Raw genomic sequence first — 15,419 nt, 5'->3', positions numbered from 1 at the left:
GCGCCATGAACCCTGTTGCCGGTCTCTCCGTCGCCCGCATTGTGATCGGGCTGGTCGCCCTCGCCTCCCCCGCCCTGTCGGCCAAGCTCTTCCGGCTCGATGCGTCGAGCAACCCCCAGCTCGGCTACATGTCGCGGATGTTCGGCTCCCGCGAGGTCGCCCTCGGCGTGATCACCCTCGCCGCCCCGGCCCGCCTGCGCACCCCGATCGTCGTCGGTGGCATCGCGATCGACGCCGCCGATGCAGCTGCCGGCGCACTGGCCGGTCGCGACGGTTCGGTGGCGAAGTCGACCTCCGCCTTCCTCGTCGGGCCCGCCATCCTGGCGATCGTCGCCGGGATCATCGGCCTGCGCCGCTGAGGTAGCGCTGGAGGACGAATCGATGTCAGCGCAACCTCCGCTTCCCCTCGGCCCAGCAGCCGCCTGCCACCGCCGCAGGGTCGGTGCTCGCACGGCTCGCCGCGCGCCTCATCGATGGACTGATCGTCGGCATCCCGGTCGGCCTGGTCCTAGGCATCGTGTTGGGAGTTCTCCAGGTCTTCCTCGGAGTGCTAGCCGCATTCGTCCTCAGTGCGACGTCCATCGCCGCGCTCCTCGGCTACTACGTCTACTTCGAGAGCACCCGTGGTGCCACCATCGGCAAGCGCGTGATGGGGCTGCGGACCCTCGGCCCGACCGGCGCCAACCCCACCGCTGAGGAGGCGCTCCGCCGCAACCTTTCGACGTTGCCTTGTTCCTCGGCTGGATCCCGGCTGTGGGCTCGTTGCTCAACCTGTTCGGTCTCGCTTCCGTCATTGCGGTCGCGGTCACGATCAGCACCGACCCGCTGGGACGCGGCTGGCACGACAAGATCGCCGGCGGCACGCGGGTGATCAAGGTCGGCTGAGGTAGCGCTGGCGCAGACGTCAACGGTTTGTCCTCTTTGGTGGTTTTACTCGCCTACGCTCGGGGAAAGAAGTCGTTCGATACGTCGTGACGACACCACCCGAGGAGAAACGATGTCTGCCCAACCTCCCTACCCGCCGCCGTACCCCGAAGCGAACCAGCCGCCCGCCGGCCCAGTTGCCGGATCGGTCCTGGAGCGCTTCGTCGCCCGGTTCATCGACGGTCTGATCGTGGTGATCCCGGTCGCCATCGTGATGGGCATCGTGCTGGCCGTGCTCGGTCTCTGGGACAACCTGCTCGGCACGCTGCTCTACATGGTCCTGATCGGCGTCGCCTACTTCGCCTACTACGTGCACTTCGAGACCAGCCGCGGCGCCACCATCGGCAAGCAGGTCATGAAGCTCCGCACCGTCGGCGCCGCGGGTGGCAACCCCACCACCGAAGAGGTCCTCAAGCGGAACATCTTCAACGCCACCTACTTCGTCGGCTGGGTCCCGATCCTCGGCATCCTTGCCAATCTGGCCGCGTTCGTCGGCATGATCGCCATCGCAGTCACCATCAGCTCCGACCCCCTGGGTCGAGGCTGGCACGACAAGTTCGCCGGCGGCACGCGGGTGATCAAGGTCGGCTGAGCGCCCACCTGATCAGAGACAGAAGCACGAAAGGCCGGGAACCCGTTCGGGTTCCCGGCCTTCGTCGTACCAGGTGTGGTCAGCTCCCCGGCTCCAGCGGCGGCTCAACTGCCGGGCCCGAGTCAGCCTCGCTGTCGGTCGGCTGGGCAGCCGCGGCTGCCTGGCTCCCGACGGCCGCGCCCCGAGCCGCAGCCAGCGCCTCCTGGACGGCGGCATGCGCGCCCGCCTGCGAGGAGTCGGCTGCAGCGGCCTGGATCGGCTCGCCCATGTCGACCCGGACCCGCGGGGTGGCGTCCTTCGGGATCCCCTGCAGGTTGGTCATCGTGGAGCCCAGACCTTCCAGGGCCTTCCCGATCTCGGACGGCACGATCCACACCTTGTTGGCGTCGCCCTCCGCGATCTTCGGCATCATCTGCAGGTACTGGTAGGCCAACAGCGACTGGTCCGGCTGGCCGTCGTGGATCGCCTGGAAGACGGTCTGGATGGCCTGGCCCTCACCCTGGGCCCGGAGGATCTGCGCCTCACGGTCTGCCTGGGCGCGGAGGATCTGCGCCTCCCGATCACCCTCGGCGGTCAGGATCGCCGACTGCTTGGCACCTTCAGCGGTGAGGATCGCGGACTGGCGCTGACCCTCGGCGGTGAGGATCGCCGCACGCTTGTCACGGTCGGCCCGCATCTGCTTCTCCATCGAGTCCTTGATCGACGGCGGCGGGTCGATGCCCTTCAGCTCCACGCGGTTGACCCGGATCCCCCACTTACCGGTCGCCTCGTCCAGCACGCCGCGAAGACGGCTGTTGATGGCGTCACGGCTGGTCAGCGCCTCCTCGAGGTCCATCCCACCGACGATGTTGCGCAGCGTCGTCATCGTCAGCTGCTCAACGGCCTGGATGTAGTTCGCGATCTCGTAGGTCGCCGCCACCGGGTTGGTGACCTGGAAGTAGATCACCGTGTCGATCGAGACCACCAGGTTGTCCTCGGTGATCACCGGCTGCGGCGGGAAGGAGACCACCTGCTCACGCAGGTCGATCATGTACCGGACGCGGTCGATGAACGGCACCAGCAGGTTCAGGCCGGCCGGCAGTGACGCCTTGTACTTACCGAACCGTTCGACGATCGCGGCCTGTGCCTGCGGAACGATCCGCACGGTCTTGGCCAGCACCACCACTACGAAGAGCAGCAGCAGCGCCAGCAGGATCAGAACAACCATCCCGTATTCCTCTCGCTCATTCTCACGTCGGTTCCTTCCCCACGGGCGCTCGGTGTCAAACCGATCCGCTACTCGATCTCGGGGATCGGATGGACCAGTGCTGTGGCTCCGTGGATCTGCAGCACGTCGACCCGCTGGCCGGGCTCGATGATCGTGGTGTCGTCGTAGGCGCGCGCGGTCCACTCCTCACCGCCGAGGCGGATCAGTCCCGACTCCGAGCCGGTGATCCGCGACAACGCGACCGCCTGGGTTCCGACCAGCTTGTCGTGGCCGAGGGTCAACTCGGGGCCCGAACGGAGCCGGGCGAGCATCGTCGGGCGGACCAGGACCAGCGCCGCCAGCGCGGTCACCGCGGCCAGGATCGCCTGTGCCCATACGGGTGCGCCGACCAGAGCCGCGACCATGCCGACGCCGGCGCCGGTGGCCAACATGATCAGGACCAACTCCAGGCTCAAGGTCTCTGCGACGCCGAGCAGGATCATCAGGCCGAGCCACGCAGCCCAGGCATTGTCGTGCAACCACTCCATATCCAGACCCTAGGCCATCACGCCACACGCCACGGCCGGTCTGAACGACTGGTGGACCCTCAGCCCTGACGACGTCCGCGACGACGACGGGCCGCGTAGCGGCCGTCCTCCTTGGTGACCACCAGCGGCATGCCGAACGTCTGGCCCAGCAACGGCTCGGTGATCACCTCGTCGAGCGGCCCCGCGGCCATCACCCGGCCCTGGCGCAGCAACAGACCGTGGGTGAAACCGGGCGGGATCTCTTCGACATGGTGGGAGACCAGCACGGTTGCCGGGGAGCCCGGGTCGAAGGCCAGCATCTCCAAGGTGGAGACCAGATCCTCACGGCCGCCGAGGTCGAGACCGGCGGCCGGCTCATCGAGCAGCAACAGTTCAGGGTCTGCCATCAACGCCCGGGCGATCTGCACCCGCTTGCGTTCACCCTCACTCAAGGTGCCGAAGGTGCGGTCGATCAGTGCGCCGGCGCCGAGTTCGACCAGCAGATCCCGGGCCCGGTCATGGTCCAGGTCGTCGTACTGCTCGCGCCAGCGCCCGAGCACGCCGTAGACCGAGGAGACGACGAGGTCGCGAACCAGTTCGTCGCGTGGCAGCCGCTCCGCCACAGCCGCACTGGTGACGCCGATCCGCGGGCGGAGTTCGAAGACGTCGACAGCCCCCAGCACCTCGCCCAGGATCGCGGCGACGCCGCTGGTGGGGTGCATGTTGGCCGACGCCAACTGCATCAAGGTGGTCTTACCGGCGCCGTTCGGCCCCAACACGACCCAGCGTTCGTCCTCTTCGACCACCCAGTCCACTGAGTCAAGAAGGGTGGTTCCACCACGCTTGACAGTGACCTCGGCAAACTCCAGGACCGCGCTCATGGGCCGAAGCCTACGTGGCGCCTCGCCAGTGGCGTGTGTCGGAGGTTCTGGGATGGTTGGCGTGCTCGGGGTGCGTGCCCCGAGCACGCTGACCGCCCAACAACTTCCGACACGGGCCACTAGGCTCTGTGCCCATGTCCGTGCAGCTCCCCACCCTGAGCGGAAGATTCGCCTGGTGGTTCACCAGTTGGAGTCGTGGTTACGCCAACCCCGACGATCTGACCAACCACGTCGTAGCCGACGACGTGGCTCACGACGTTGCGGGGCTCCCTGGCGTCGACGGCACCTTGCCGCTGCTGCTGGCGCTCCCCCACCTACGTCGTCTTGCCGACAGCGCCGGCCTCGCGCTGCCGACGCCGGGAGCCCTGACGGGTCTCGGCGGACCAGCGCCGTTCAACCGGGCAGCCACCGAGATCGGCGAGGCGGTCGTCCTGGCCGGTGGCGCCGGCGGACTGGTGCCCTACCGGGCCGGCCCCGGGGTGATGTGGCAACTGTTGCCCGCGCACCGACGGCAGCTGACGGACCTCGGCGAGGCGTCCCGGCAACTGCGCGCCACACTCAGTCAGTGCGCCACCGCGCTCGCCGACCTCGACGTCGCCCGCTGGCGTCCCGAGGTCGCCGATGAACTGATGAACCTGCGGCATCGGACCACCTTCATCGCACCGGGCGGGACCCCGACCGACGCGGTCGACCTCGCCGGACGGGCCTGGCAGGCCGAGAGCATCGTCGAGCTCGCCCTGATCGACGAAGGCGGCGCCGTCTCCGCCCAGGAGATCGCCCACCGACAATCAACCCTCACCCCACTGGCCCAAGCCGCGCGGACTGCGCTGGTTGCGGCGTGTTCTCCCGAGGTGTGGCCACCGGTGAGCGTCGCCGCCTGGTGAGCGATACCCTTCGCGGTGAGATGAACGAGCAGGTAGAGGCACCCAAGACCCTGTTGATCACCCTAACCGGCAAGGACCGGCCAGGAGTGACGTCGACAATCTTCCGTACCCTTTCCCACGCCGGGGTCGAGGTCCTGGACCTGGAGCAGATCGTGCTCCGGCGTCGCCTCGTGCTCGGTGTCCTGGTCAGCGCTCCGCGCGACTGGAAGAAGCTCCGTGACCAGGTCGTCGAAGCCGGCGAGGAGCTCGGCATGCAGGTCGAGGTCGAGCGGGGTACCGGCGACAACAAGGCCCGTCGCGAGGGCCGCTGCCACGTCACCGTGATCGGCAGTCCGTTGAAGGCGTCCGCGGTCGCCGCGATCACCGGCCGGATCGCCGACGCCGGAGCCAACATCGACCGGATCGTCCGGATGGCGCGCTACCCGGTCACCGCGATCGAGTTCCACGTCTCCGGCATCGCGCCTGGCGCCCTGCGCACCTCCCTGGCCGAGGAGGCCTCTGCGCTCGGCGTCGACGTCGCGGTCCAGCCGGCCAGCCTGATCCGGCACAGCCAACGCCTGATCGTGATGGACGTCGACTCGACCCTGGTCCAGGGCGAGGTCATCGAGATGCTGGCCGCCCACGCCGGCTGCGAGGCCGAGGTCGCCGCCGTTACCGAGCAGGCGATGCGCGGCGAACTGGACTTCGAGGAGTCGCTGCGCAGCCGGGTGGCCCTGCTCAAGGGTGTCCCCGAAGCCGCGATCGACCAGGTCTACGAGTCGATCCAGCTCAACCCCGGCGCCCGGACCCTGGTCCGTACCCTGCGCCGCCTCGGCTACCGCTTCGCGCTGGTCTCGGGCGGATTCAGCCAGATCACCGACCGGATCGCCGCCGACCTCGGCATCCACTACTCCCACGCCAACGAGCTCGAGGTCCGCGACGGCTTCCTGACCGGAGCGATCGTCGGCGAGGTCGTCGACCGGGCCGGGAAGGCCGCGGCGCTGCGCCGCTTCGCGGTCGACGTCGGGGTGCCGGAGTCCGCGGTGATCGCGATCGGCGACGGCGCCAACGACCTCGACATGCTGAACGCCGCCGGGCTGGGCATCGCCTACAACGCCAAGCCGGTCGTCCAGGCAGCTGCCGAGACCGCGATCAACGTGCCTTACCTCGACGCGATCATGTACCTCCTCGGGATCACCCGCGAAGAGATCGAGGCTGCCGACGCCGCCGCCGGCATCGTCACTCCAGCACCGCCGGTCTGATCTCGACAGGCTCGATCACCGAACCTCGGAGGTCGATCTTGTCGAGTCCCTGATCTCGACAGGCTCGATCAACGAACCTCGGAAGTCGAGCTTGTCGAGACCCTGATCTCGACAGGCTCGATCACCGAACCTCGGAGGTCGAGCTTGTCGAGACCGTGATCTCGACAGGCTCGATCACCGATGGTCAGCGATCGATCAGCGTTAGGCCCGGCCCACCCAGAAGCGTCAGGCCCGCGAGACCCAGAAGTCGACCAATGAAGTGCTGGCCGGACGCAGGTCGGGCCAGTCACCGGTCACGCCGAAGACGGCGCAGGCGGCCGTCGGAAACCCTGCGACCATCGCCGTAGACGCACTGACGTTCCCCTCCCCGTCGTCGAGGGAGGCAGCGATCAACGCCAACGTCGGGTTGTGCCCCACCACGATCAGCGCATCGACCGACTCGGCGGTGTCGCGGATCAGGTCAAGCGCGGTGTCCGGACCGGCCGCATAGAGGGCCGGTGACGAGATCACGGGGCAGTCGAACGCTGCCGCACGAGCGATCTCGGTGTAGGTCTGCTGGGTACGCAGCGCGTCGGAGACCAGCGCCTGGGCGGGCACGATCCGTGCCGAGCCCAGGCGCCGTCCGATCTCTGCCGCATCGTTGCGCCCGCGCTGGGTCAACGCCCGGGCATGGTCCGAAGGACCGTAGTCCTCGGCTTTCGCGTGCCGGACCAGAACCAGGGTTCGCCGATGCGTCTGCACTACGTCAGTCTGTCATCTTCAGACAACTGCGGAAGGGTCATGCACCCATCGCGTGGAAGCCACCGTCGACGTGCACGATCTCACCGGTGGTGGCACCGAAGAAGTCCGACAGCAGCGCGACCACGGCGCGCGCGGTCGGCTCCTGGTCGGTGTTGTCCCATCCGAGCGGGGCCCGGGTGCTCCACATGTCCTCGAGGTCACCGAAACCGGGGATCGCCTTGGCAGCAAGCGTGCGCAGCGGACCGGCGGAGACCAGGTTGACCCGGATGCCCTCGGGGCCGAGGTCGCGGGCCAGGTAGCGGGAGGTGGACTCCAGAGCGGCCTTCGCGACACCCATCCAGTCGTAGGCCGGCCAGGCCACGGTGGCGTCGAAGGTCAGGCCGACCACCGAACCGCCCTCGCTCATCAGCGGCTTGGTGGCGGTCGCCAGCGACTTCAGCGAGTAGGCCGAGACCTGCACCGCCTGGGCGACGTCGTCCCAGGGGCCCTGGAGGAAGTTGCCACCGAGCAGGGTCTCCGGGTTGCCGTAGGCGATCGAGTGGACGACGCCGTCCAGACCGTCGATGTGCTCGCGGACGAGCTCCGGGAGCCGCTCGAGGTGCTCGGGGTCGGTCACGTCCAGCTCCAGCACGGGCGGCTCGACCGGGAGCCGCTTGGCGATCCGCTTGGTGATGCCCAGTGCGCGGCCGAAGTTGGAGATCAGCACCGTCGCGCCCTGTTCCTGCGCCACCTTCGCGATCGCGAAACCGATCGAGCTGTCCATGGTGACCCCGGCGACCAGGATCCGCTTACCTTCAAGAATGCCCACGTGTCTTCGTCCTCAAGCTCGTTGTGTAAGGGGCCTAGTGGCCCATGCCCATGCCGCCGTCGACCGGAATCACCGCACCGGTCACGAAGCCCGCACCATCGCTGGCCAACCAGGTGACGGCGCTGGCGATGTCCTCGACGGCGCCGAAGCGGCCCAGCGGGATCTGCCCCTGGTAGGCCTTCTTCTGCTCCTCGGGGAGGACATCGGTCATGTCGGTCTCGATGAAGCCCGGTGCGACCACGTTGGCAGTGATCGACCGGGAGCCGAGCTCCCGGGCCAGCGAGCGAGCCATGCCGACCAGGCCGCTCTTGGACGCCGCGTAGTTGACCTGGCCGGGCGAGCCCAGCAGGCCGACCACCGACGAGATGAAGATGATCCGGCCGCGGCGCAGCCGCAGCATCCCCTTGGCAGCGCGGCGCGCCACCCGGAAGGAGCCGGTCAGGTTGGTGGCGATCACGTCGTCCCAGTCGTCGTCCGACATCCGCAACACCAGGGTGTCGCGGGTGATCCCGGCGTTGGCGACCAGCACCTCGACCGGCCCATGTGCCTGCTCGATCTCAGCGAAGGCCGCGTCGACCGCAGCCGCATCGGTGATGTCGCAGCGGATGTCGAGCGCGCCCTCCGGTGCGCCGCCGTTCCGCGTGGTGACGGCGACCTTGTCGCCCTGGGCCAGGAATGCCTCGGCAAGGGCGCGGCCGATGCCGCGGTTGCCGCCGGTGATGAGTACAGATCTGCTCACGTGTTCCGACGGTAGTGATTACCCTCCGGTAGACCCAGTCGACAGGCCCACCGGAGACGCTCGGCGAACGTGCGCTATCTCACTCGTCCTCGAGGCGGAAGCCCACCTTGATACCGACCTGGAAGTGCTCGACGGCACCGTCCTTGACCTGGCCGCGGACCTGGGTGATCTCGAACCAGTCGACGTGCCGCAGGGTCTGAGCTGCCCGCTCGATGCCGTTGCGAACGGCCTGGTCGATACCCTCGGGCGAGGTGCCGACGATCTCGGTGACGCGGTAGGTGCGGTTGGTCATGGCTGAATGCCTCCTGAAGTCGATTGACTCAACCCTAGAGCGTAGGATCGAGGTATGTCGTCAAGGGCCTCGCGGCGGGATTCTGAGGCGATCCGCATCACCACTGCTGAGCCGGGTCGCGGGGAAGACCTGTCCGCCCGCCAGCGTCGTTACGTGATCTCGATGGCGATCCGTGCGGCGTGCTTCCTCGGTGCCGTGGCGATCGGCCCCGGCTTCCTCCGCTGGATCCTCTTCGCGGGCGCGATCTTCCTGCCGTACTTCGCCGTGGTGATGGCGAACGCCGTGCCCATGCGCCGCAACGAGGAGACCGAGTTGACCCCGCACAGCGCGATGGGCCGAGAGCTGCCGAGGAAAGACTGATGACCGAGATGATCTGCTCGGCCAAGGGCTGCACCCAGCCGGCCGCCTGGCAACACCTGTGGAACAACCCGAAGCTGCACACCCCGGATCGTCGCAAGATCTGGTTGGCCTGTGCGGATCACCGCGAGTCGTTGGGCTCCTTCCTCAGCGCCCGCGGGTTCCTGAAGGAGACGCAGCCGGTCGACGAGCTCGACACCGCCGTCGAGCGCTGACGTTTCGACGGTCTTTCACCCGCACAGATAGCCTCAGCAGGTGCGTTCGTTGTCGTTCTTCTTCTCCCGGCGTTGGATTCTCTTCCTGGTCACCGTGATCGCCTTGGCGTGGGGTGCCTGGTGGCTCGGCGAGTGGCAGTTCCACCGTCTCGACGATCGCAAGGAGAAGAACGCGATCATCGAGCGGAACGAGGCCGCTGAGCCCGTCCCGGCGGCTGAGGTGCTCTCCACCGAGAACGGCGTCTCCAAGCAGAACGAGTGGCGCCGGGTCACTGCGACCGGCACCTACGACGTGGACAACACCATCGTGGTCCGCTACCGCACCCGCGACGGCGCGGCCGGGGTCGACGTGGTCGTCCCGCTGGTGACCGAGGACGGAACCTCACTGATCGTCGACCGGGGCTGGATGGCCACCGAGAACCGAGGGACCCGGCCCGAGGAACTGCCCGCTCCCCCGTCCGGCGAGGTCACCGTGGTCGGTTGGGTCCGCAAGGACGCCACCGGTGACTCGACCAAGGTCAACGACCACTCGACGCGGTCGATCAGCGCCGAGAAGATCGCCGAGGCGACCGGCAACCCCACCTTCCGTGGCTTCGTGGACCTGGTCTCTGAGGACCCGGACCCCGAGAGCGACCTGAAGTTGGCCGAGTTGCCCGAGATCAACAACGGCCCACACTTCTTCTACGGCCTGCAGTGGTGGTTCTTCGGCTTCCTCGCCCTGCTGGGTTTCGTCTGGATGGCGGTCGACGAGTGGCGTGGCGGCCGTAAGCAGCCCGCGACCGCCGAAACGGCCGACGTCGACGAGGACGCCAACGCCTAGAGCGCCTGCAACATCCCGCCGTCGACGGGGACCATCGCACCGCTGACGAACGAGGCGGCCGGCGACATCAGGAACGCGGCCACCCGCCCGAACTCATCGGGGTTTCCGTAACGCCGCAACGGGATCGTGGCTTCGACCGCGGCCCGGGCGGCCGCCGGATCGGCTGCGCCGTCGTCGATCTTGAGGACCCGGTCGGTGCCGACCCGACCCGGCAGCAAGCCGTTGACCCGGATCCCTCGGGGGCCGAGCTCACGGGCCAGGTCCTTGGCGAACATCGCCAGACCAGGTCGGAATCCGTTGGAGATCGCCAAGCCTTCCAACGGCGCCTTTACCGAACTGGAGAGCACGAAGGTGATCGAGCCGCCCTCGCCGAGCACTGCCGCGGCGCTGCGCGCGATCCGGACCGCACCCAGGAAGACCGAGTCGAACGACGCCTGCCACTGCTCGTCGGTGTTGGTGATCGGCGTGCCGGTCGGCGGCCCGCCGACCGAGATCAGGACGCCGTCGAGCCGCCCGAAGCGCGCCAAGGTCGCCGCCACCAGCCGCTCGGCGCTGGCCGGGTCGGCGTTGTCGGCCACCTCGAACGCGGCGTTGGGGCCGAGCTCGCTGACGGCATGCTGCAAAGCCTCCTCGCTGCGTCCCGAGATCAGCACCTTGGCGCCGTCGGCGACCAGTTGTTCGGCGGTGGCGCGACCGAGGCCGCCCGATCCCCCGGTCACCAGATAGACGCGCTGGTCGAGCTGCAGATCCATGTCACTCCTTGGCGGGTACCGGCTCGCTGTGTGCTCCGTGTTCGTGGGGACCGGACTGGTCACACCAGGCGCACAGGACGTCGCCGGGAAAGTCGGGCACCTGCTGGAACTGGGTGCGATACAGGTCAGCGTAGAGGCCGTCGTGGGTCAGCAGCTCATCGTGGGTCCCGCGCTCGACGATCCGCCCGCCGTCGACGACCAGGATCTGATCGGCGTTGCGGACCGTGGAGAGCCGGTGCGCGATGACGATCGAGGTCCGCCCCACCAACGCCCGCTCCAACGCGGCCTGCACGGCGACCTCGGACTCGGAGTCCAGGTGCGCGGTCGCCTCGTCGAGGACCACGATCGCCGGTGCCTTCAACAGCAGGCGGGCGATCGCCAGCCGCTGCCGTTCGCCACCCGAGAGTCGGTATCCGCGATCACCGATCACCGTGTCCAGTCCGTCGGGCAAGGAACGGACCAGTTCGGCGATCCGTGCGGCCTCGAGGGCCTCCCAGATGTCGCGGTCGTCAGCGCCGGGGCGGGCGTAGAGAAGGTTGGCGCGCACGGTGTCGTGGAACATGTGAGCGTCTTGGGTGACGTACCCCACCGCGTCCTCCAACGACTCCAACTCCAGGTCACGGACGTCCGTACCTCCGACCCGGACCGCGCCGCCGCTGACGTCGTAGAGCCGGGCGACCAGATGGGTGACCGTGGACTTCCCGGCCCCGGAAGGTCCGACCAGCGCGACCATCTGGCCCGGCTCCGCGGTGAAGCTCAGCCCACGCAGCACCGGTCCCGATCGGGCTGTCCCCCGGCGGGCCACCTTCTCCAACGATGCCAGCGAGATCTCGTCCGCGCTGGGGTAGGTGAAGGCGACGTCGTCGAACTCGACGCTGAGCGGCCCCGGCCGGACCTTCTTTGCGTTCGGGCGTTCCACAATCGTCGACGGCAGATCCAGTACCTCGAAGACCCGCTCGAAGCTGACCAGCGCCGTCATCACGTCGACCCGAACATTGGAGAGCCCTTGCAGCGGGCCAAGCAGGCGCAGCAGCAAGGTGGCCAACGCTAGGACCGTTCCGACGCTGAGCTCCTGGCGGATCGCCATCGCCCCACCGACGCCGTAGACCAATGCCGTGGCCAACGCCGGCACCGTGGTCATCGTGGCGGTGAAGATCCTGGTCACGAGCGAGATCTGGATCCCCAGGTCACGGACCGTGCTCGCCTTCTGGGCGAAAAGTACGTCCTCGGCATCGCGTCGGCCGAAAAGCTTGAGCAGCATCGCGCCGCCCACGTTGAACCGCTCGGTCATCTGGTTGCCGAGGTCGGCGTTGCCATCCATCTGCTGCCGAGTCAGCCCGGCAAGGCGATTGCTGACCCAGTGCGAGGCCAGCAGCAGGATCGGGAAGAGTGCCAGGCAGGCCAGCGTCACCTGCCAACTCAGGGCCAGCATCGCGACTCCGACGACGAGCACCGAGATGCTGTTGGAGACCGTGCTCGACAGCGTGGAGGTGAATGCCCGCTGCGCGCCGATCACGTCGTTGTTCAACCGGGAGACCAGAGCGCCTGTCTGGGTGCGGGTGAAGAAGGCGATCGGCTGGCGCTGGACATGGCCAAAGACCTTGGTCCGCAGGTCGAAGATCAGGCCCTCACCGATCCGAGAGGAGAACCACCCGCTGAAGACAGCCAGGATGCCGCCGATCAACGCCGTCAGCGCCATCCCCGCGGCCAACCAGACCACCAGCGAGGTGTCGCCCTTAAGGATGCCGTGGTCGACGATCCGCTGCACCAGCAGGGGTGTCACGACCACCAGGCCCGCGTCGACGACGGTGATCGCCAGGAACGCTGCGATCAACCGGCGATGCGGACGCGCGAAGGAGACGACGCGGCGGACCGTCGAACGGTCAAGCTTGTTGTTGACCACACTGCGATCCGTACGCATCGTACGGAAGGTGGCGCCCATCCCGCCCATTCCTGACATGGGTACCTCCTGGTGGTGCGTTACGTGAGCGCTGCGGCGATCTCTCGGAACCGATCTGCCTGTGCGGTGCGCTCTGCGAGCCGTTGTTCAGTGAGTGTCTGCTGTCCTGCCATCTGGAGGAGCTGGGTGGTTGCCCGCACCGCCGCCGCCGGATGCTGGGTGAGGCTACCGACCAGCTTCGCCAGCTCCGCGTCCAGCTCCGTTGCCGGAGCTACCACCTGAGCCAGACCGATCCGGCCAGCCTCCTCACCGTTCACCCAACGGGCCGTGGCACAGATCTCCAAAGCCCTCGCATACCCAACCGCCTCGACCAGTGGCTTTGTTCCCACCAGATCCGGCACCAGGCCCAGCGCGGGCTCCTTCATGCAGAAGCGGGCGTCGTCGGCGACGATCCTGAGGTCGCAGCAGAGCGCCAACTGGAACCCGGCCCCGATCGCGAATCCCTCGACGACCGCGATCGAGATGAACCGCGGGTCGGCGAGCTTGGCGAACGGCTGCTGGTAGACGTCGATCTGGTCGATGATCGCCTGCGCGCCCTGACCGGCCAACGACACCATGCTGCCCTCCTCACCGGCCCGAGCCGGGTCGAGCAGGGAGAGGTCGAGCCCAGCGCTGAAGGTGCCGCCGGCCCCACGGACGACGACGACCCGGATCTGCTCGTCGAAGGAGTCGAGCGCCTCCGTCATCGCCGCCCACAACGCGGGATGTTGGGCGTTCTTCGCCTCGGGGCGGTCCAGGATCAGGGTCGCCACCGCACCGTCAACGGTGACGCTCAGGCCGGCTTCGGGGTACGCACGGGTCTCCATGGCTCGCAGCATGCCATGAAGCCATGTCCGTTGGCGTTGCTAGGGATCAGGTGAGACCTTTCGGCAGGCGGCCGGTCAGTTCGGCTGGAACTCCGGCCGTCAGCGGTTGGTCGAAGGTCTGCTGTGCCAAGGGAAACCAGGTGTGCTGGCTGCCATCGGCAATCGCGAACCGAGTAGAACTCGTGACGTATCGGGTCGCGCCCTCAGCGAACCCTTGGTACGGGTCATCCAAGTACGGATCATCGTCTCCCGTCTGCATCGAGGCCGCCAGCAGGACGGGGGTGCCCTGAGGCACGGCGCGCTGCAAGCTACTCAGCCCGACTCCAGAGAAACTCACATACAACCGTTCCGTCTCCGGTTCCGGTCCGACCAACAGTGCCACGGAGTCGATGACGGCAACCACCGTTCCGCTCTCCAGCTCCGGATCCTTCCCCTTCGCGCGGGGCCCAGCCACAAATTCAACGAGGCGTCCCAACGCAAACAGATCGGTACGTGACCGCGTCGGGTCGAAAGGCATCGGCGCAACGAGTGCTGTGTCAATCTCGGCGACCACAAGTCCGGCCTTAGCCTCGGCTGGCAACCGCTCGTCGGCAAGCAGCGTCTCCGACCTGGCTGAGCTGGCTGTGCCTGCCGGGGCCGACGGTGAACGGTCGGCCGTGGTCTGTTCGCCACAGCCGGCTACCAGCCCTGTCAGGACCGTCGCAGCAACCAGGCATGCAATCTTGTGGTTCAAGTTCATCCTGAAACTCCGTCCATTCGGTCAGTACCAACCGTTCACGTCATTGATGTGATGGTTGTTGTACTCCAGCCAACGACTCGTACTTCCGCTCTCAATGTGACCTCTGACCATGCAATCGGCTCGAAAGGGCGGAGATCGTCGACAATGTCGACTCTCCACGATCGCCATCGAGATCGACCTGGCGAAACTTGTTATCTGTGTTTGGCCCACAGTCCTTCTCGGTCGCCTGAAGCGTGGTTGCCAACTCCAGATGACCCATCGCCCAATCAGCACCGTTCTGGATATCTGGAATGTTGGAGAAATCTACCGAAAACTTGTCGCGCGGATCACAAGTTCTCCGTAGGGCGATCATCGAACGCACTCATAAGAACTATGACGTCCTCGCCCGGATACCGGTTCCCGAGCGCGCTCTCACCGACCTGCGTTCCTAGCGTGGTGCCCAGGCACGTTGGTCGAGATCGCCAATCGACTCGGCATGGCCGCATCAACCGTGCACGCAGTCTTGATCCCGTGCAGGATCAACCGCCTGACCCACATCGACCGAGCCGCCGGCGGACCGATCCGCCGCTACGAACGCGAAAGACCAAGCGACCTGCTCCACGTCGACGCCAGGAACCTCGACAAGGTGCCCGACGGCGGCTGCTAGCGCGCGGGGTCACCGTGCAGCGCGTGACCAGTGACAGCGGCAGTTTCAACACATCACACCTGTGGCGCGACACCTGCTCCGAGTTGGGCATCACGCCGAAGAAGACCGGCCCTACCAACCGCAGGCCAACACGAAGATCGAGCGTTTCGACCGCGCCCTGCCTGAGGGTGGGCGTTCAGAAGTTCTACAACTCCGAATCCGCTCGACTTGCGGCGCTGCCATCATGGGTCCACGAGTACCACCAGCAAGGGTCCCACGCAGCAATCGGAAATGCCGCACCCATCACCAGGTTGGACACCCTGCCTGGAC

At 67.3% G+C, this 15,419-nt stretch carries 21 protein-coding genes and 1 pseudogene; 10 read left to right on the top strand and 12 right to left on the bottom strand.

Annotation, left to right across the window (positions count from 1 at the left end; translation table 11 throughout):
* Positions 1 to 5 precede the first annotated feature (5 nt).
* The 4 genes and pseudogenes from ACLM5J_RS12000 to ACLM5J_RS11985 all read left to right on the top strand — a co-directional run bounded on the left by ACLM5J_RS12000 (position 6) and on the right by ACLM5J_RS11985 (position 1,516).
* The gene (locus ACLM5J_RS12000) at positions 6 to 359 is read left to right on the top strand and encodes a hypothetical protein (protein ID WP_413656644.1); all 354 of its coding nucleotides are present in this window, start codon (positions 6 to 8) and stop codon (positions 357 to 359) included.
* 83 nt (positions 360 to 442) lie between these two features.
* A pseudogene (locus tag ACLM5J_RS11995) lies at positions 443 to 718 on the top strand (RDD family protein); the annotation flags it as partial.
* A 35-nt stretch (positions 719 to 753) separates the two neighbouring features.
* On the top strand, positions 754 to 885 hold the full coding sequence (locus tag ACLM5J_RS11990) for a hypothetical protein (RefSeq protein WP_413656750.1): 132 nt from the start codon (positions 754 to 756) through the stop codon (positions 883 to 885).
* 112 nt (positions 886 to 997) lie between these two features.
* Positions 998 to 1,516 (top strand): RDD family protein, encoded by a 519-nt coding sequence (locus ACLM5J_RS11985; RefSeq protein WP_413656643.1) that lies wholly within the window; start codon positions 998 to 1,000, stop codon positions 1,514 to 1,516.
* 79 nt (positions 1,517 to 1,595) lie between these two features.
* On the opposite strand, the gene ACLM5J_RS11980 is transcribed toward ACLM5J_RS11985, so the two are convergent.
* The 3 genes from ACLM5J_RS11980 to ACLM5J_RS11970 form a co-directional block, all read right to left on the bottom strand.
* On the bottom strand, positions 1,596 to 2,723 hold the full coding sequence (locus ACLM5J_RS11980) for an SPFH domain-containing protein (RefSeq protein ID WP_413656642.1): 1,128 nt from the start codon (positions 2,721 to 2,723) through the stop codon (positions 1,596 to 1,598).
* A gap of 68 nt (positions 2,724 to 2,791) precedes the next feature.
* Positions 2,792 to 3,250 (bottom strand): NfeD family protein, encoded by a 459-nt coding sequence (locus ACLM5J_RS11975; protein ID WP_413656641.1) that lies wholly within the window; start codon positions 3,248 to 3,250, stop codon positions 2,792 to 2,794.
* Positions 3,251 to 3,309: 59 nt separating this feature from the next.
* The gene (locus ACLM5J_RS11970; protein ID WP_413656640.1) at positions 3,310 to 4,110 is read right to left on the bottom strand and encodes an ABC transporter ATP-binding protein; all 801 of its coding nucleotides are present in this window, start codon (positions 4,108 to 4,110) and stop codon (positions 3,310 to 3,312) included.
* 134 nt (positions 4,111 to 4,244) lie between these two features.
* Between ACLM5J_RS11970 and ACLM5J_RS11965 the strand changes: the two genes are divergently transcribed.
* Together ACLM5J_RS11965 and serB are read left to right on the top strand one after the other, a co-directional pair.
* Positions 4,245 to 4,994, top strand: coding sequence for a hypothetical protein (locus tag ACLM5J_RS11965; RefSeq protein WP_413656639.1), 750 nt, complete (start codon positions 4,245 to 4,247; stop codon positions 4,992 to 4,994).
* A 20-nt stretch (positions 4,995 to 5,014) separates the two neighbouring features.
* A complete protein-coding gene (gene serB / locus ACLM5J_RS11960; protein WP_413656638.1) occupies positions 5,015 to 6,235 on the top strand; it encodes a phosphoserine phosphatase SerB in 1,221 nt (406 codons plus the stop codon).
* A 225-nt stretch (positions 6,236 to 6,460) separates the two neighbouring features.
* On the opposite strand, the gene ACLM5J_RS11955 is transcribed toward serB, so the two are convergent.
* The 4 genes from ACLM5J_RS11955 to ACLM5J_RS11940 form a co-directional block, all read right to left on the bottom strand.
* Complete coding sequence (locus ACLM5J_RS11955) at positions 6,461 to 6,976, bottom strand: SixA phosphatase family protein (RefSeq protein ID WP_413656637.1); 516 nt, start codon at positions 6,974 to 6,976, stop codon at positions 6,461 to 6,463.
* Positions 6,977 to 7,013: 37 nt separating this feature from the next.
* Complete coding sequence (gene fabI, locus ACLM5J_RS11950) at positions 7,014 to 7,784, bottom strand: enoyl-ACP reductase FabI (protein ID WP_413656636.1); 771 nt, start codon at positions 7,782 to 7,784, stop codon at positions 7,014 to 7,016.
* Positions 7,785 to 7,818: 34 nt separating this feature from the next.
* Positions 7,819 to 8,523, bottom strand: coding sequence for a 3-oxoacyl-[acyl-carrier-protein] reductase (gene fabG / locus ACLM5J_RS11945; RefSeq protein WP_413656635.1), 705 nt, complete (start codon positions 8,521 to 8,523; stop codon positions 7,819 to 7,821).
* Positions 8,524 to 8,602: 79 nt separating this feature from the next.
* A complete protein-coding gene (locus ACLM5J_RS11940; RefSeq protein WP_413656634.1) occupies positions 8,603 to 8,815 on the bottom strand; it encodes a dodecin in 213 nt (70 codons plus the stop codon).
* 54 nt (positions 8,816 to 8,869) lie between these two features.
* On the opposite strand from ACLM5J_RS11940, the gene ACLM5J_RS11935 reads away from it, so the two are divergent.
* The 3 genes from ACLM5J_RS11935 to ACLM5J_RS11925 are packed head-to-tail and all read left to right on the top strand — an operon-like array spanning position 8,870 to position 10,207.
* Positions 8,870 to 9,175: a DUF3099 domain-containing protein gene (locus ACLM5J_RS11935; protein WP_413656633.1), complete on the top strand. Its 306-nt coding sequence runs from the start codon at positions 8,870 to 8,872 to the stop codon at positions 9,173 to 9,175.
* A complete protein-coding gene (locus ACLM5J_RS11930; protein WP_413656632.1) occupies positions 9,175 to 9,387 on the top strand; it encodes an acetone carboxylase in 213 nt (70 codons plus the stop codon). Before ACLM5J_RS11935 ends, ACLM5J_RS11930 begins: the two co-directional genes overlap by 1 nt.
* 40 nt (positions 9,388 to 9,427) lie before the next feature.
* Positions 9,428 to 10,207, top strand: coding sequence for an SURF1 family protein (locus tag ACLM5J_RS11925; RefSeq protein WP_413656631.1), 780 nt, complete (start codon positions 9,428 to 9,430; stop codon positions 10,205 to 10,207).
* Here the strand turns inward: ACLM5J_RS11925 and ACLM5J_RS11920 are convergent.
* The 5 genes from ACLM5J_RS11920 to ACLM5J_RS11900 form a co-directional block, all read right to left on the bottom strand.
* On the bottom strand, positions 10,204 to 10,959 hold the full coding sequence (locus ACLM5J_RS11920) for an SDR family oxidoreductase (protein ID WP_413656630.1): 756 nt from the start codon (positions 10,957 to 10,959) through the stop codon (positions 10,204 to 10,206). The genes ACLM5J_RS11925 and ACLM5J_RS11920 overlap by 4 nt on opposite strands.
* Before the next feature lies 1 nt (position 10,960).
* A complete protein-coding gene (locus ACLM5J_RS11915) occupies positions 10,961 to 12,919 on the bottom strand; it encodes an ABC transporter ATP-binding protein (RefSeq protein WP_413656629.1) in 1,959 nt (652 codons plus the stop codon).
* Positions 12,920 to 12,939: 20 nt separating this feature from the next.
* Positions 12,940 to 13,725, bottom strand: coding sequence for an enoyl-CoA hydratase/isomerase family protein (locus tag ACLM5J_RS11910; RefSeq protein ID WP_413656628.1), 786 nt, complete (start codon positions 13,723 to 13,725; stop codon positions 12,940 to 12,942).
* A gap of 46 nt (positions 13,726 to 13,771) precedes the next feature.
* The gene (locus ACLM5J_RS11905; protein ID WP_413656627.1) at positions 13,772 to 14,464 is read right to left on the bottom strand and encodes a hypothetical protein; all 693 of its coding nucleotides are present in this window, start codon (positions 14,462 to 14,464) and stop codon (positions 13,772 to 13,774) included.
* Positions 14,465 to 14,555: 91 nt separating this feature from the next.
* Positions 14,556 to 14,816, bottom strand: a complete 261-nt coding sequence (locus tag ACLM5J_RS11900) for a hypothetical protein (RefSeq protein WP_413656626.1) — start codon at positions 14,814 to 14,816, stop codon at positions 14,556 to 14,558.
* Between the two features lie 96 nt (positions 14,817 to 14,912).
* On the opposite strand from ACLM5J_RS11900, the gene ACLM5J_RS11895 reads away from it, so the two are divergent.
* Entirely contained in the window at positions 14,913 to 15,110 is a 198-nt protein-coding gene (locus ACLM5J_RS11895; protein WP_413656625.1) for a hypothetical protein, read from the top strand.
* Positions 15,111 to 15,419: the final 309 nt, after the last annotated feature.

The sequence above is a fragment of the Nocardioides sp. Bht2 genome, assembly GCF_047308515.1.
GTDB lineage: Bacteria > Actinomycetota > Actinomycetes > Propionibacteriales > Nocardioidaceae > Nocardioides.
The sequence above is the reverse complement of the archived record's forward strand: the minus strand, read 5'-3'. Positions and strand labels throughout refer to the sequence as shown.